The 18177-nt window shown below is 27.6% G+C and carries 9 protein-coding genes; 4 read left to right on the top strand and 5 right to left on the bottom strand.

Annotation, left to right across the window (positions count from 1 at the left end):
* Window positions 1-4 precede the first annotated feature (4 nt).
* Window positions 5-436, bottom strand: a complete 432-nt coding sequence (rpiB, locus tag HMPREF3181_RS04105; RefSeq protein ID WP_068473391.1) for a ribose 5-phosphate isomerase B — start codon at window positions 434-436, stop codon at window positions 5-7.
* Between the two features lie 210 nt (window positions 437-646).
* Here rpiB and HMPREF3181_RS07530 point away from each other — a divergent pair, with 210 nt between their 5' ends.
* Entirely contained in the window at window positions 647-1195 is a 549-nt protein-coding gene (locus HMPREF3181_RS07530) for an RNA polymerase sigma factor (protein ID WP_082713902.1), read from the top strand.
* Between the two features lie 3 nt (window positions 1196-1198).
* On the opposite strand, the gene HMPREF3181_RS07525 is transcribed toward HMPREF3181_RS07530, so the two are convergent.
* From HMPREF3181_RS07525 to HMPREF3181_RS04085, 3 genes are all read right to left on the bottom strand, one after another.
* Window positions 1199-1453, bottom strand: coding sequence for a helix-turn-helix domain-containing protein (locus HMPREF3181_RS07525; protein WP_082713901.1), 255 nt, complete (start codon window positions 1451-1453; stop codon window positions 1199-1201).
* A 370-nt stretch (window positions 1454-1823) separates the two neighbouring features.
* Window positions 1824-8489, bottom strand: a complete 6666-nt coding sequence (locus HMPREF3181_RS04090; RefSeq protein ID WP_068473387.1) for a S8 family serine peptidase — start codon at window positions 8487-8489, stop codon at window positions 1824-1826.
* Window positions 8490-8514: 25 nt separating this feature from the next.
* Window positions 8515-12414 (bottom strand): Ig-like domain-containing protein, encoded by a 3900-nt coding sequence (locus HMPREF3181_RS04085; RefSeq protein WP_068473384.1) that lies wholly within the window; start codon window positions 12412-12414, stop codon window positions 8515-8517.
* Between the two features lie 453 nt (window positions 12415-12867).
* Here HMPREF3181_RS04085 and mnmG point away from each other — a divergent pair, with 453 nt between their 5' ends.
* Genes mnmG through HMPREF3181_RS04065 form a run of 3 tightly spaced genes read left to right on the top strand, consistent with a single transcriptional unit; the run spans window position 12868 to window position 16388 of the window.
* Window positions 12868-14754 carry a tRNA uridine-5-carboxymethylaminomethyl(34) synthesis enzyme MnmG gene (mnmG, locus tag HMPREF3181_RS04075; protein WP_068473378.1) on the top strand — a complete coding sequence of 629 codons (1887 nt, stop codon included), beginning with the start codon at window positions 12868-12870 and terminating at the stop codon, window positions 14752-14754.
* Window positions 14747-15460: a 16S rRNA (guanine(527)-N(7))-methyltransferase RsmG gene (rsmG, locus tag HMPREF3181_RS04070; RefSeq protein ID WP_068473375.1), complete on the top strand. Its 714-nt coding sequence runs from the start codon at window positions 14747-14749 to the stop codon at window positions 15458-15460. Before mnmG ends, rsmG begins: the two co-directional genes overlap by 8 nt.
* Before the next feature lie 10 nt (window positions 15461-15470).
* The gene (locus HMPREF3181_RS04065; protein ID WP_068473372.1) at window positions 15471-16388 is read left to right on the top strand and encodes a DMT family transporter; all 918 of its coding nucleotides are present in this window, start codon (window positions 15471-15473) and stop codon (window positions 16386-16388) included.
* Window positions 16389-16592: 204 nt separating this feature from the next.
* Here HMPREF3181_RS04065 and HMPREF3181_RS04060 read toward each other — a convergent pair whose 3' ends face one another.
* On the bottom strand, window positions 16593-17822 hold the full coding sequence (locus HMPREF3181_RS04060) for a C40 family peptidase (RefSeq protein WP_068473369.1): 1230 nt from the start codon (window positions 17820-17822) through the stop codon (window positions 16593-16595).
* Window positions 17823-18177: the final 355 nt, after the last annotated feature.

Raw genomic sequence — 18177 nt, 5'->3', positions numbered from 1 at the left:
ACTCCTAAACTTCTTCTAACATATCAATTCTTCTTTGATGACGACCACCCTCGAAGTCCTCTTCAATGAAAGTCTTGACAATATCCTTTGCAAGTTCAATCCCTGTAACTCTTGCACCCAAGCAAAGAACATTTGCGTTGTTGTGCTTTCTAGTCATTTTCGCAGAAAAACTTTCGCTACAAAGCCCTGCACGAATACCTTTAACCTTATTACAAGCAATAGAAATCCCAATTCCCGTTCCACAGATTGCAATACCCAAAGAATTTTCGTTTTCTAAAACTTTTTTACAAACAGCCTTACCGAATGTCGGATAATCAACACTTGCACTGTCATCAGTTCCTACATTTATCACATCATGACCCATTTCTTTCAAAAATTTTACAAGCTCATTTTTCATTTCAACCGCTGAATGGTCATTACCTATTATTATCTTCATAAAACTCTCCTTAAATATGTTATTTACTTACCTTATAATAATATATTTCCAAGTTATAGTCAAGTAGTAACTTATAAAGATACTAAAATATAAAAATATAAATTTAAGTAACTTTACAATTGACTTAGTATAAAAAAAGTAGTATAATTATCTCATAGAATTAGCAAAACTTAACCCAACTACTGTATGCCGTCATATCTAGGAGGAAAAATGTACGATAAAGAACAAATTGTAAAAGACTTTAGCCCTTTGATAAAAGCGAGTATAAAAAAATATTTCGCAAATCACACAAGCTATGAAGATGCGTATCAGGACGGAGTTGTAAAAATTTTAGAGCTTTTAGAAAGCTATGTTGGTGGTGGAAAAGTTTCACTTGAATGTTATTTAAAATATCAATTAAAATTTTTTTATATGCAAAAATTTGCCAAAAGAAAAAGGGAAACAGAAAAAGCAATCACAAAAATCTATCAAACAAAAGATGATGAAACAATCGAAGTCTTAGACCTAATTGTAGATGAAAATGCCAATACCGAAAAGGAAATAACAGAAAATGAAATGAGTGAAAAAGTAAAAGAAATTGTAAATACCCTACCCCCAAAACAAAAACAGGTGATAGAATATAAATTTTATGAAAACTTAAAAAACAAAGAAATCGCAGAAAAAATGAAAATAAAAGAAGATACAGTCAAAGAATATTACAAAATCGCAAAGAAAAAACTAAAAACAAAATTTTTAGAAAATGATGTCAATGTTTTGTGAATTTTAAAGAACTCTACAGTCTGAAAAAAATAAAAGTGTTAGAATAATTGAGTTAGAATACTTTTTTTGGGCTTGTGTTGGAGAGTATCTCATTACTGAATGCTTAATTGAAGTTTTATAGCTATTTCTTTTTAATTCTCTAGATATAGTTGATACGTTTCTATCTAAAATTTTAGCCATTTCTCTTAAGCTCATATTCATTTCTTTAAATTTTGCTATACAAGCACGCTCTTCTATGGTAAGATGTATATAGTTCATATTTATTACTCCTTAATGTATGATTGGACACCTACATTATATCATGAGTAGTAAATATGAACTCTTTTTATTTAATTTATTAAGTGTTGCACTTGTTATTATAAATCATCATACTAAAACAAGAAATGTTTTATTAAGTAGATTTTAAAAACTATAAAGATAGGATTAAAACAAAATTAAAAGGAATGTCCCCCTATAATTAAATTTACTTTAAAGAAATTATCAAAAAGAAAATTTAATTTCACGTATTATTTACCTTAATTAAAGTTATCAAAGTGTAAATAATCGTATAGGTTACATTCCTTTTAGTACATTATTAAATTTGTTTCCCGTATTTACAGGCTTACTTCAAATTTATATCTAAACTTTTTTATAGTTTTTTTCTTTTTAAAATAATAGTTAAAGATAAAGAAATTAAACTTAACAGTATATAGATATAAATATTACTATTTATTGATGTTTTTGCTAAAGCTCTACTATTTGAATATACAACCGATTTTTTTATTTCTTCTTTAGCTTTTTCATCGCCTTTTTTGTTTAGAACTAAAACTTTAGTTTTTGAAGTTCCATTTTTAAAGTTAAATTTAAATTCATGTTGTCCTTCTTCTAATGAGTCTGTAAATTCTTTAGTAAATTCTATTATAGTGCTACCAGATGTAACTTTATACATTGATTTATCAACTATTTTGTTATCTACATACACATCTTTAAAGTTTTTAACATCGTCGTTTAATTCAAATATTAACTTTTTATCTTCTTCTTTTATAAATGTTTGATTTTCTCCTTTTATAAAATTAATAATTTTTTCTCTATCTTGGTTACCTTCATCAGAGCCATAACCTGAACTAGAACCTGAACCAGAAGGAGTAGAAGGATTAGATTGATCTGAACCCGAACTAGAACCTGAGCCAGAAGGAGTAGATGGATTACTTTCATGATGTTCTGGAACTTCTGGATTTTCGGGAACTTCTGGATTTTCTGGATTTTCTATTGCTTTTCCATTTGTCCTTACTATTATAAAATTATTTCCATTTTCGTTTAATTTTTCATTATCAGAAATAACTTTAACTTTATTTGGATTTTCGTCAAATGCGTCTTTTTCAATTTTAACTATAGAATCTATCAATTTAACTTCTTTTATTTTATTATTTTTAAATACTCTATTTGTAATTTCTTTAAGTCCATCATCAGAACTTTTTTTAATTGGCTCATTAAATAAAAGAGTTTCTATTTCGTTATTCATAAAAGCTTCTTCTGCTATTTCTTCTATGCTAGATGTGATAGTTAAATTTTTAATTTTATTATTTTTAAAAGCACATTTTCCTATATGGCCTGTGTATTTGCCAAGGCTTAAATTTTCTATTTTATTATTTTCAAAAGCTTTAAGTCTTATAACGTGAGTTATTTCTGGAAATTGTACATCTTTTAATTCATTATCTTTAAAAGCATAGTCTTTTATTAACCTAAGTTTTGCTTCATTTAAATTAGAAACATCAAATTTTAAATTTTTAAGCCCAACATTTAAAAACGCACCATTACCAATAGTTTCTATATGTCTTGTAAGTACAACAGTTTTTATATTTTTTCCATAGAAAGCAAAATCAGAAATTTCTTTTATATTTGTAGAATTTCCAATAGAGTTTGGAATTTTTATTTCATCTTTATTTTCTCCAACATATCTTAAAATTTTGTTATCTTGTTCAATATAATCACCTGAAGTTTTTAACTTTGTAACATTTAAACTTAAAGCGTCTTTATCATTTACTAAAAACTTAATTTTTTCATTTTCTTTTAAGGATAAATCTTCAAAAGAGAAAAATCCGTCTTCATTTGCAGTTACAGTTTTTAATACATTTTCTATATAGATAGAAATTTTTGCATTAGGTAATGAAAAACCAACAATATCTTTATCTGTATCTAAAATAGGCAATCTAATTTCCGGTTCTAAAGGATAATATTTAAAACTTAAAGTATTTTCTTTTTCTAAAGTTAAAGTAATTTCTTTGTCATTACTTACATAGATTTTATTTGTTTTATCATCTTTAAAACTTGGAGCTTTTATCGTAACTTTATCTTTCATTTTATAAAATTCATCACAATTTTCAGTTCTTTTAATAGATTTTGGATTTTTTTCTCCATATTTTAATCCTATTTTATAAACTTTTTCTAAGTCTTTAGCATCTATCATATTAATTGTAACCAAAGCTGGATTTATAAGATATTGTCCTTGTTTTGATGTAAGAGTTTTATTGTCTGTAAAAATTTTAGCATAATTAAAACTATCTGCTCCACTAAAAGCTTTATCAGAAATTTTCTCTAAATTAGGAGCATTTATTTCTACATCTTTGTTAGATGCAAATGCTCTATCTTTAATTTCTTTAACATTTTTAGCTCCATTTACAATTAAAGGGCTTCCGCTACTTTCAAAAACAGATTCTTCTATAACATTTAGTCCATCTGGAATATTTATCTTAAAACTTTTATCTTCCAAAGAGCTTTTCCATTGACCATAAAAGGCTCCTTTTTCAATTTTCTTTAAAGTTTTTGGCAAAACAACTTCTGTTATATCATTGTTTTTAAAAGCATTTTCTCCAATTTCTTCAATACCTTCAGAAATTATAAGCTTTCTTATTTTTTCTAAAGATTTATTAGTTTTATCAAAAGCTCCTTTAGCAATTTTTTTAACTTCTATTCCATCTATTTTTGACGGAATTGTTAAGTTTATTTCATTTCCTTTATATCCTGTAATAGTTTTTGTTTCTTTATCAAAGATAAATTCTGTTTTCATCTTAGGACGTATAATGCTTCCATCAAAGTTATTTTCAGAACCTTCGTCTATTTTTTCTTCTTCATTTTCTTTAGCATCTTTATTGTAAAGAAAAGTAGTTTTTACAGCATACCCACCAACAGCTGGAAGAATAGAAGTTTTTATAAATGCACCGTCATAGATAAATGAATGTTTTTTTGCATCATCACTTGCATTTACATCATAGAACACACCAGCACTTTGAGAAATTTCTTTTTCATATCTTGTAGCTATATAAATTGGCTTATCTGTTTTTATATTATATTTAGTAAAGTCAATTTTATTCCATGAATTTATCTTTACGTCTTTAACTTCTTTAAAAGGTACAATTTCTCTTAATCTTCCATATTCATCATAAGATAAAACACCAACTTTTATATGATTTCCAGCGTAATATTTATTATTTACAAGGAAAATATCTGCATCTTTTAAAATGGCTCCTTTGTATGGAGATTGAAATTTTACAGCTGTTCCTTTTAAGCTTCCCTCAAAATGTATAGTTTGATATATGCCGTCTTCTTTTTTTACATTAAATCCATAATCTAATATTTTTTCCTTTAAGCTTTCTCTTTTTGTGATAGTTATATCTTTTAAAACTAAATTATCTTTTTGTAAATCAATATCTACAACTTTTGGAACAAATCCGTCTTTAAAAATTCTAATTTTATATTTTCCAGTAAAGATATCTGAAAGTTTAAATTCTCCTTTATCATCTGTTGTGGTTTCAATGCTATCATCATCTACAACAGTTACTGTAACATCTTTTAGAGGTTTTTTATTTTCATCTAAGATTTTTCCCATAACAGAAGATGTAGATGCTTTTTTCATAAGGAAATCTTCTGTTACATTTATTTTTTCACTTAAATCGACCTTTTTTTCTAAAGTTTCATAACCATAAGCTGTAACTTTTAAAGTGTATGGCTTATTTTTTTCATTTACTGCTGTTTTTATATTAAATGAACCATCTATTTCACTTGCAAATGTAAATTTTCCTGTTTCTAAAATGGTAATTTTTGCACCAAGTGGAATTCCTTTAAAACTTTCTTCTGAAGTAGTTTGTTCATTTATTTTATTTTCATTTTTATCTTTAACATTCTCTTTACTTTCAAATTTTATTTGTTTACTTCCAACAGAAATATTATCTATATACCAACCAAGCTCATAATCAAAAATAACTCCACTTGAACTTTCCATTCTAAAACGTACTTGTACATCTTTTGATTTATATTCTTCTAAGCTTTTAGATAAATGGATCCATTGATCTTTAGTTTTTGAATTTTTTATTTCATTTTCAGAAAATAAAGTGTTCCAAGATTCTTTTTCCTTTTCCTTAATTTCAACTATAAATGTTACTCCATTTGTAGTATTTGCAGTAGAAAATGAATCCATATAGAAAAAGCATTCACTATCTGGCACTTTAAACTCAGGCATATAAAGAGAAGTAGACATATTTTGTGAATATTGGCTATTAAGCTTTGTTGCCCAAAGTTTTGTTATCGGATTAAGTCCATCCCATGCATTTCGTGGAAGAAGCGTTAAATCACCCTCTGGTCTTTGTGGCTTTCCATATTCCCAATCACTATTTTCTATATCGGCTTTAAATCCACCGTCGTTTTCTTCAAAATCATAAGAAATTATTGGTTCAAATTTTGAATAATCTACATCTAAAATTTCAGAGTATTCACTTTCATTTTTTGCTAAATCTAAAACTTTAACTCTGTAAGAATATTTTTTATTTTTATCTAAAGAATCATCAAAATAATTTATAGTATAATGTGTTTTTTCTCTTCCATTATCAACAAATTCTTCTATACATTTTTCATTAAAGTCTTTAATCTCTTCAAAATCTTTCCCTTCTTCTTTTCTTTGAACAATATATTTAAAAAAGTCCGTATCCTCATTTTTCTTAAAAGATAATTTTAACCCCTTTGATGTAGTTAATCCCCAAAGTTTTGTAACTTTTGTAGGCTTTATACTATCTTTTGTATCTATAGACATATTGTCTATATACCAACCACAACCACTATCTGAGTCATGCCCTCTAAAATAAAGTCTTAAAAGAAGTGGCCTTTTTTCACCTGAGAATTGTTTTAAAGAATAAGTATTATACTCCCAATTTCTTTGTGTAATATCAGGGCGTAAAATTACATTATGAAGATCTTTAAATTCTTTACCGTCAAGAGAATATTGAATTTTAGCTATAGAAATTCCAGTAAATCCCTTATATTCATTCATAGAGAAAAATACATCTGTATCTTTTTCTAAAGACGATAGGTCAATAGGAGGTAGATAAAGATAGTTATCAACTCTCTTTTTAAAATCAGAGCTTCCTGCATCTACTCCAATGTATTTTTTACTACCATTTAATAATTCAGGTTCATTTTTTGAAATTTTTGTTGAAACTTTAAAATTTCCTTCTATTTCAAAACCATTTAAAGTGCTTTCAAAATCTTCTTTCCACGGAAGCTTTATGCCGGAGAGAATATTTAACTCTTTTTGTACTTCAGTTACATTTTCTCCAAAGTCAACAATTTCTGCTTTTAAAATAAGTTTTCCTTCTTTTAATTCATTACTATCTATTTTTGTTTGATAAATACCGTCATTTTGTTTATCTACAGTTAGTTTTAAATCTTTTTGTTTAAAATCTGTATCATTTTCAAATTTATAAAATAACTTTGCACTTTTTATTGAAACATCATCTGAAATTTTTAAAGAAATATTTGCATCACGACCAACATAAAGATCTTTTAAATTTAAAAACTGTGCTTTCGCTTTTTCTTTATCTTCTCCGTCTTTATAAACTTTTCCACAAATTGAACCAATTTTTTTGCCTAATGCCTTTGAAACCGCATCATAAGCATTAACCATACCATAACCATAAGCCATATTTGGACTTTTATCAAATTCTGTATCTTTTAAAGGTTCTGCTGTTTCTTTTATAATATTTTCTATTTCATCTACAGATAAATTTTTATTAGCCTCTTTTAAAAGTGCAACAACACCTGTAACATGAGGAGTTGCCATACTTGTTCCGTTCCAGCTTACATATGTTCCTGTAGCATCTACAGAACGAACTTGAACACCTGGAGCTACAACATCTGGCTTTATTACTTTTTTTGTTTTATCAAAAATTGAAGGACCTTTTTTTGAAAATGAAGCTATATTTTTATTTATATCAACTGCTCCAACTGCAAAAACTTCCATTAAATTTCCAGGGTTAGCAATGCTACCAAAACCTGCACTATCACTAGATGAAATTTTATTTCCAGATGCAAAAACAGCTACTATCCCTGCTTTTCTCCAAGCTTTTGCTATTTCTTTAAACCAAGTGTTATCATCATTTGTGCCACCCCAAGAGTTATTTATTACATCTACCTTTTGTTCTAAAAGCCATTGTGCAGCAGCTAAAAGATTAGAAGTATCTCCCCCATTATCATCTAAAGCTCTTGCCGAGATAAACTTTGCCCCAGGAGCAACTCCAATTTGATTTACATTTTCTTTTTCTTTTCCAAGAATAGAGCCCATTACATGTGTTCCATGATCATTTACGTGCTTTTTTTCTGGAATTTCAAGGCCGTCAATAAAATCTTTATAGTATTGTTTATTAGTTATTGAATCTGTTTTTTCATCATAACCTTTAAAGTTTTTTCTAAGTGCTAAAAGATTATAATTAACTCCTGTATCAATGATACCTACAGTTACGCCTTTACCAGTTATGTTAAAATCACGCCACACTTTGTCAGCACCAATATTTGAAACGCCCCATTCAATATTTTTTTCATCTGGAACAAAAATTGCACTACGTGATTTTCTTTTCTTCTTAACTGGCTCTATCTTTTTTATGCGATAATTTTCTGTAATTTTTTCGACATTTTCTAAATTTATAATTTTTCTTATTATATTTTTATCTTTTACAACAGCATGTATAGCGTTTACTATGTAAAAGGATTCAATCTTTTCTACTTTGTTTTCACTTTTTGCTTTGTAAAGAATATCAAGAGCTTCTTTTTGAGAAGCCCTTGTCAATTCTTTTTTATCCTCTGTTGAACTTTCAATATTTTTAAATTTTATTAATATATCATATTCATCTTTGTTTTGTGAAATCAAAGTTTCAACATCTTTTATTTTTTCATCTGCAAAAACAGATTTACTTACAAAAAACGGTAAAATAAGTGATAACACAAGTAGAAAAGAAAAATTAAATTTTAAAAATTTATTTAATTTTCTCATATATTAATTCCTTTATATTTTATTTTTATGGTTGAACTGAAAATTTAACTGTATTAGGCTCAAAGCCTGGAATTTCTAAAGTTAATTTTGTAATAGGAAATCTTTCGTCATAGCCATCTTTAGTTTCTTCAGGACTTAAATTTTTGTAAATAATTTTTCCTAAATTTTGATCTGTTGGAACATAAACTATAAGCTTACCATTTTTTTCTGAAACAGTAAATGTTCCATAAAATTCATTTTCATTTACGCTTTGTATCTTAACAGATAAATTTTTTTCTAAAAATTCTTTTGTTAATCCATTTTCTTTAGAAACTTCAATTTTCATAGAATGATTTTGTCCGTATGGGCAAAATGGAATCTTTTGTAAAGGAGTTGTTCCATCTTCTTCATTTTCGATAGCTTTTGCAGTTATTTTTTTATTTTGAATACCCTTTTTAGTTATAGTAAAGAAAAAGTCTTTACAGTTTTCACATTTTCCTACAACTTTTATCCCGTTTACACTATCTTTAAAAAATCCACTAATTACATCTTTTGAAATGTAAAAATAATCATCATTTGTTCCGTTATCATCGTTATATTCATTTGTTCTTTTTAATATTTTAATTTCATCTTGACCGTTAAAGAATTTAACTTTGTCTTTATTTTTAATAGATTCATCGTCGAAAACCATGCTTACTTTTACATCACTATTATCAAATTCATAATTTGTAGGATTTACATAAACTCTTGGTGTTTTTTTGTAATTAATCGTTACATCAACACTTACATCAGCTTTTTTTATAGTTATATTTAAAGTTTCATCTTCAGTAAATTCTTTATTTGCTTTTTTAAATATAGCATCTGTATAAAGAGTTACACTTTTTGGATAACCTAAATATTTATAATCTCTATCTTTTTTTAATGTAATATCTCCATTAGTTGAATGGATTATTACATCAGCTCCAAATTGTTCATAATTTTCAAGTGTTATAATAGGGTTATCTCCGTAAAAATAATATTTTTTATCTAAAGTTGCAATTGGCTTAACTTCTACTTTTTTTGGGACTACTTTAACTGTTGCTTTTAATTTAACACCTTCTTTTACTTTTATACCATTTGGAAGCTCATATTCAAGAGTTATTGGATTTTCTTCATCAACCCAAGTATTGATGTATCCACTATATGGTTTTAAATTTAAACTGATTTTTTCTCTAGTGCTTAATGTTGCATTTACAGTTTTAGGAATTTTTGCCATCCACTCTTCTTTAGGGCAACCATGAGGAACTTCGACAGTTATATCTTCAAATGAAACAATTTGTTTTTCTTCTACAGCCTTTTTTTCTTTAACTATAACTTTTAAAGTTATATCCGTACTTCCTTTAACTCCTTGTGGCAAAGTAATTTCTCCTGCTATCTCACTTTCTCCAGATTTAAATGTATTTAGATAAGATTTTTCATGCCATGTAACGGTAGCTTCTTTGTTTTCTCCATTGTTTAATACTAAAGTTACTTTCTTTGGCAATTTATCTTTTATATTATCCCAATTCCAGGCGGAGCCATATTCTACTTCAAATGTATCTACTTTAACCTCTTTTATTTCAAGTTCTTCTTTAGGAGCTGGTTTTTCTTTTTTATTAACAGTTATATTTAAAGTACATTTAGCGTTTGTATAAGAAATTTCAACGCTTGTTGTATCTTTAGTTAAAGGAGTTTTAACAGCTACAATTACACCCTCTTGTGTAAATTCACTTGCTTTAACATCTTTAGTTAAACCGTTTATATCTTTAAGAGTAACAACCATACCTGATGGATCAAAGCTTTCTTCTTCAGTATAAACTGTTTTTGTTGGATTTTGTTTTATAGTTATTTCTTTAACATTGTTTTTGTCAAACACATTTGGAGTTTTATAATTAATTCTTACTATATCACTATCTGCAAAATTTTCTTTTGTTACATAAAATGTAATTTCTTTTGCATCTTTTATTTTATATTTAATATTTTTTAAATTTACAGTAAAAACTCCATTTTTTTCTGTTATTTCACTTTGAGGTACTTCAAAATATTCTTCTGAAAAGAAATTTTTCTTTATAAATTTAACATTAAGCTTTGATCCGCTTTCACCAGATATTTTAAATGAATCCATATTTGTATAAACATAGTCATTTTCTTTTGAAAGGTTAGCTGTTTTTGTTCTATCAGCTATATTTATATCTATAAGTTTATCATTATAACCTTCTTGAACAAGTTTAAGTTTGTAATTTCCATTAGTTTTAAAAAAGTCTTTTTCTATTTGTAAAGATTTTTTTCCCTCTTTAGAATCTATAACTCTAAAATCAGTTTTTTCAGTTTCTTTACCACTTTGATCAACAATAAAAAGTTTAAGTCCATTCATAGGATGAATATTTTCATCATTTAATGTAACATAAATAACTTCATCTTTAGCATAAACTTTTTTAGTGGCATAAATATTCATATCTTTTTTAGGTGCTTGTTTATTTACAAATACAATTGTTCCGTTTTCAAAATACACTCCGTCTGAAAATTTTACATATACAACAGGTTTTACAAGTTTTACATTTTCTTTCATTTTCTTTATTTCAACTTCATATCCACCGTCTACTTTTGTTAATGTGTAATCTGTTGTTGGAATTTCTTTTCTATCGTATTTTGGTGTTGGCGATGCTATCGCATCTAAAGCGTTATTATATTTATTAAATTCTTCTTCTGTTACATAATTTAATTTAAAATATACATCTTCACTTTCTTTGTTTTTCTTAAGATTTTCTAAAGATGTTTTTATTAACATTTTATTATCTTTTAAGCTTTTATACTTTTTATTTGTATGTGGATTTACAACTTCATCTCCTGATTGTACATCAAAATCAAGCTTTACCTTTTTAGCTAAATCTCTAAAAAGTCCACTCTTTTTATTAGCCGTCTTTTTAAATGGTATTTTTTTAATCTTTTCTAACTTTTCTTTGTCTATATTTTTATCTTCTAAAAGAGCTTTTGCTTTTTGTATTTCACTTTTTATTGTTTCTAAAACTTCTTTATTTTTTTCTGTCTTTATTGCTTTTAATTCTATCGAATTTTCTTTTATTGTTTTAAGGTAAGTTTTAAGCTCTTCTTTTGCCTTTTCTACTTCTTCTTTACTTGGTAGATTTGTATCTGGTTTTTGATTTTCACTTGGATTTTGTGTTCCACTTGGATTTTGTGTTCCACTTGGATTTTGATTTTCGTCTGGTTTTGGATTTTCATCCGGTTTTGGATTTTCATCCGGTTTTTGATTTTCGTCCGGTTTTTGTTCGTTATTTTCTATATTTTCTTTTTCAGTATCATTCCATAGAAGATTACCTTTATATTCAAAAGTTTTTCCTTCTACTTCTATATCTCCTTTTATATCTACTACATGGTCGTAAGATTTACTTGCTTTTACATTTGTGCCTATTAAAGATGTTCCAACTAATGCTAGTGCAAGTGCTAAAGACATTGTATTTTTTTCTCTCTTTTCTTTAACTAAAACATAGATAACCCCACAAAGCCCTGCAATTGTAATTGGTATAAGTACTTTACTTACTCCGTTTATACCAGTTTTTGAAAGTCCTTTTTTCTTTATTTTATCTGAAATTTTCTTTTCGATTTCAAACTTTAAAGAAGTTTTATCTAAAACTTTCTTCTCTGACTTTTTAATCGTTCCAATAGATAGAATATCACCATCTATTACCTTTAGTCCTTTTATATCTTTCGACTTAAGTTTTACATCATACATATCTTTATCTGTATTGTTTAAAACGCTTACAGAAAAATCTCCATTCTCGTTTGATGTAAGGCTTAGTTTTATTCCGTCTTTATCATAAAGTACAGACTCTGTATCTGCAAAGACTAACCCTGAACTAACCATAATTCCAAAAGCAAGTGTCGCTTTTAATAAATTACTTTTTTTCATATCTTCCTCCTTTAAAAATAACTAATATGTAACTAAATGTCTTAAAATATAATTGATAGAAATTATCTATAAAAACTCTTCTCAATTTTATCATATAAATTACATTTTGTAAATTATAATTTTTATCAATAAAATACAGAATTTGTATTATTTTATAACAATTATTTTGTTTTAATTTTTTTATTCTATTTATAATATTAACATTCATTTTATAATTGAAATTTAATATCATTATAGATATAATTATACTTTATGTTTTTACATTTTTTAATTTTTATTACTATATGCATAAATTTATTTTATGATTATTTTTTTAAAAATTTTTAATACAAAGTTTCTTTTATTTAATTCATTTTTATTTCTTTTCATGTAAAAATAATTTTTCTATGAAATTTTTACAAAAATATGGTACAATATAATATGTATATTTATTTAAATTTTTAAGGAGAAAAAATGACAAATTTTATAGATGAAAAATATGATGTTGTTGTAATCGGTGCTGGACATGCCGGTTGTGAGGCGGGTCTTGCAAGTGGCAGACTTGGTCTTAAAACAGCGATTCTTACAATAAGTATGGATTCAGTTGCAGATATGCCCTGCAATCCAAATATAGGTGGTACAGGAAAGGGACATTTAGTTCGTGAAATCGACGCTCTTGGTGGAGAAATGGCGATTAATATCGACAAAACTTTTATCCAATCCAGAATGTTAAATACTTCAAAAGGTCCTGCCGTTCACAGTTTGCGTGTTCAGGCAGACAAAAAAATGTATCACACAGAGATGAAAAAAGTTTTGGAAAGCGAAAAAAATATAGACTTAATTCAAGCGGAGGTTAAGGAAATCTTAACTGAAAATAATGAAATAACAGGAGTTTTGACTACTTCAAACGAGATTTTCCCTGCAAAAGCTGTTATAGTTTGTACGGGCACTTACTTAAAATCTATGATTTTAATGGGAGAAAATTGTTATGAAAGTGGTCCAAACAACTGGAAATGTTCGACTTTTTTAAGCGAAAGTCTAAAGAATTTAGGTATTCCTCTTAGACGTTTCAAAACCGGAACTCCTGCCCGAGTGCATAGAGATAGTATCGACTATTCAAAAATGGATATTCAAAAAGGCGATGAAAATATAATTCCCTTTTCTTTTATGAATGAGGGAAAGGATATTGGAAATCATAAGGAAGATTGCTTTTTGACTTATACGACTTTGGAAACTAAAAAAATTATCGAGGATAATCTGCATAGAAGTCCAATGTATGCAGGTATCGTTAAGGGTGTAGGCCCTAGATATTGTCCGTCTATTGAGGACAAAATTGTTCGCTTTAACGAAAAAGATGAGCATCAAGTTTTTATTGAGCCTGAGGGCTTAGACACAGTCGAAATGTATGTTCAAGGGGTTAGCAGTACCCTACCTCTTGAAGTGCAAAAACAAATGTATAAGAGCATTTTAGGTCTTGAAAATGTTAAAATAATGCGTCCTGCTTATGGGATTGAGTACGATTGTATCGACCCTACTATCTTAAGAGCGACACTTGAACACAAAGACATTAAAAATCTTTTCTTTGCCGGACAAATCAACGGTAGCTCGGGATATGAAGAGGCAGGAAGTCAAGGTATCATTGCCGGAATAAATGCGTCTTTGAATATTTTAGGAAAAGAGCCTTTTATTCTTACAAGAAGTGATGCATATATCGGGGTTTTGATTGACGATTTGATTACAAAAGGAACTGATGAGCCTTACAGAATGATGACTTCACGAACTGAATACAGACTTTCTTTAAGACAAGACAATGCAGATTTAAGACTTACAGAAAAGAGTTTTAACATAGGGCTTGCTACTAAAGAACGTTTTGAAAAATGTATAAATAAAAAGAATTTAATCGAAAATGAAATCAAAAGATTAAAAGAAAATATCCTAACTCCAAAGGAAAATATCAATAACACTTTGGAATCCTTAGGAAGTATGAAACTAAAAACAGCTGTTAGTCTTTACGATTTAATCAAAAGACCTGAGCTTGACTACGAAATGGTAAAAGACTTGGATACAACTCGTGAGCCTTTGGACAGAGAAATTAAAATGCAAGTCCAAACTATGATAAAATATGAGGGATATATCGAAAAACAAAGTCATCAAATTGAGGCTTTCAAAAAACTTGAAAACAAAAAACTTGAAAATATCGACTACAATTCCCTATCAGGTCTTAGAATCGAGGCTGTTCAAAAACTTTCAAAATTCAGACCCGAAACAGTTGGACAGGCAAGTAGAATTTCAGGAGTTAGCCCGGCGGATATAAATGTTTTGCTTATACATCTTGAAACCATGAGGAGAAAAAATGGATAATTTAAAAACTTTGACCCAAAAAGAGGATATAATTTTAAGTGATGAGGCTTTAGAAAAATTTGAAACTTACAGAAAATTAATCGTTGAGTGGAATGAAAAAATAAATTTAACGGCAATAACTGATGAAGAATCAATGAATATAAAACATTTCTTAGATTGCCTATTGCTTACAAAAACGGGATTTTTTGAAGATGATAAAAAAGTTTTAGACGTTGGAACAGGAGCTGGTTTTCCTGCGATACCACTTAAACTTTATAACGAGAAATTAAATGTAACAATGCTTGACAGTTTAAATAAAAGAATAAAATTTTTAAATATTGTAATTGATGATTTGAATTTAAAAAACATTTCTGCAATTCATGGACGTGCAGAAGAAGTTGGCAGACAAGAAGGCTATAGAGAAAATTTTGATATAGTTAGCTCAAGAGCGGTTGCATCTCTTTCTTTACTTTTAGAATTTACAATCCCGTTTTTAAAAGTCGGTGGACTTTTCCTTGCGATGAAAGGTCCGTCATATCTTGAAGAAATTGAAAATTCAAAAAACGCATTAAAAAAATTAAATTGCAAATTGGAAAAAGTTTTGAATTTTAAAATTTCACAAAATGGAGAAACTTCTGAAAGAAATATTTTAATTATAAGAAAAATAGAAAAAACTTCTGAAAAATTCCCAAGGAATATGGGACAAATAAAGAAGAAACATTTATAGAGGAGGTATTATGAGTAACGAAATAAAATCATATTTAGCAATGCTTATTCAATCTGTTTCTATAGGTTTTTCGTTTTTATTCATAAATATAGCGTTAAAAAGTACAAATACCATAAATTTATTGGCTCATAGATTTACAGTAACATTAATCTGTATGATATTATTTATGCTTTTTAAAAAAGAAAATTTGAAAATAAAAATGGAAGATTTTAAACGCATTGCCCCTCTTAGCTTAGCGTTTCCGATTATATTTTTCTTAAACCAAACAGTCGGTTACACAATGGTTACTTCATCACAATCAGGAATAATCTATGCACTTACTCCGATTTTAACATTTGTATTTGCAAAAATATTCATAAAAGAAAGAAACAATTTAAAACAATTTTTATTTATGATTCTTTCGATTTTAGGAATAGCCTTTATAAACTTAATGAAAGATTCAAACAGTGCGGATTTTAATTTACTTGGAAATATTATAATTTTAATTTCAGCAGGGGCATTTGGGATATATAATGTATTTGTTAGAAAAATAGCAAGCAAATACTCTCCTATTCAAATAGCTTATGTAGTTAATTTATGTGGATTTGTGTTTTTTAATGTAGTTGCAGTTGGAGATGGAATGATGAATAAAAATTTGCATTTATTTTTTAACGGATTTACAAATGTAGAATTTTTGATTTCATTATTTTATCTTTCAGTAATAACTACTTTTTTAACTATGATACTTGTAGCTTTTTCTCTTTCACATTTAGAGTCAACAACAGTTTCTCTATTTCAAAATGTAACAACGGTTGTAAATATATTAGTTGGAGTTTTTATCTTTGGAGATTTGCTAACAATTTATGATCACATAGGAATAATTGCAGTACTAATTGGTACAATAGGATTCAATCTTGCAAGAAATAAGGGTAATAGTTTAAAATCGTAAAAAATTAGCCTTATTTTAAATTTTACATGTTTTTGATGTAATTATATGAATTAATGAAAAATATTTAAAAAACGAGGGTGTTTTTGCCCTCATTTTTTTGTGTAATTTTATTTTTTTATTAAAATTTTATTTTTAATTACTTATCAAATTCCAATAGAAAAAGACGGTGTAAAAACCGTCTTTCAATTCATAGTTATTTTTTAATTACTTTATAATTCTAGTAGCTCCACAGAATGTATTTCCAAAGTAACTTCCAAAAAGATTACTTACGATAACACCTGTTCCAGGACTTGATGCGTGAACGAATTTATTGTTTCCAATATAGATTCCAACGTGTCCAACACTATCTCCACCATTGTTAAAGAATACTAAATCACCTTTTCTCAATTCTGATGCTGAAATTCTAGTACCGTCATTAATTTGAGTATATGATGTTCTACTTAAATTAATTCCAACTTGTTTGTAAGCATAATATACTAAACCTGAACAGTCAAATCCAACATTTGGATTAGCACTTGCCCAAACATAAGGCTTTCCAACTTGTGCTAAAGCAATATCTACAACTGTTTCAATATCAGCGCTATAAGATTTATTTTCTTGTTTTGGCGCTGGAGTTTTATTTTCTTCTACCTTTGGAGTTTCAGCTTTTTCTTCTACCTTTGGTTGTTCAACAACCGGTTTAGTTTCAGAAAGATATGATTTTATAACATAAGCAGTTTGTCCGTTAAATTCAAATTCTACCCAGTCTCCTTTATCAATACCGTTGACTTTTTCACCTTTTGATAAAAGTCCAAGTTTGTTTGAAGTTGCTGATTGTTCAGCTCTAACGTTTAAAGTTTCTGTCGCATAAAGACTTACTTTTTTAACAGGAGCTTGTTTAGGTTCTTCCGCTTTCTTTTCTTCCACCTTTGGAGTTTCAGCTTTTTCTTTCTCTTTCTTTTCTTCAGGTTTTACTTCAGTTTCTTTCTTTTCAGGTTCAACTTTTTCTTTAGTTAATACTGAAACGTCTATAACCCCAACTTTTCCATCAACAGAAACAGTTGCCTTTTTATCCCCACTCATTTCAACCTTAACAACAGCACCTTTTTCAATCTTTGCTATTGGTGTTTCTGTTTCGGCTAAAACAGGTTTTAATTCAACATCTTCTTTTATGTAAAAAGAATTTTCTTCTAATTCCGGCATTATAGTATCTTCTTCAGTAACTAATGAATATATATCATTTCTATTTGATAATTTTTGTAATCCTAAAACAGAAGGAGCCGTAACGAAATTTTCTGATTTATTACTTATTGAATTGTTTATTTCTTCAATACTTGTACTATGAATTTTAACTTCAACCTTTTCCATTTCATCTGCATAAGAATTTGCTACCGGTAAAGCAGTACAAACTAATGCACATAACATAGATGTTGTTAACACTTTTTTTAGTTTCATAATTACCTCCTAACTTATAGACTTATTTTACAACAAGCATTGAAAAAAGTCAACAAAAAGTTACAAAAAAATTACAAAAAGTTACAAATCGGTTACAAAAATTGTTTTTTGTTGTTTTTAATGTTTCACGTGAAACAATTTAAAGAATTTAATTTCTATTTTTTATTCAATCATTTAATGACGTTTTTAATCAAGTGCTATCACGAGAATATTATTCATAAAAAACAAAACCGAATGTTTCACGTGAAACATTTTATAAATTTTTATTTGGATTTAAACTTTTTAAAAGAAAATATGGTATAATTAATATAGCTTTAAGTATATAAAGGTATATTAATTATAAAAGGAAGATATT

Source organism: Parvimonas sp. KA00067 (assembly GCF_001553085.1).
GTDB lineage: Bacteria > Bacillota > Clostridia > Tissierellales > Peptoniphilaceae > Parvimonas > Parvimonas parva.
This window is presented reverse-complemented; position numbering and strand designations above follow the sequence as displayed.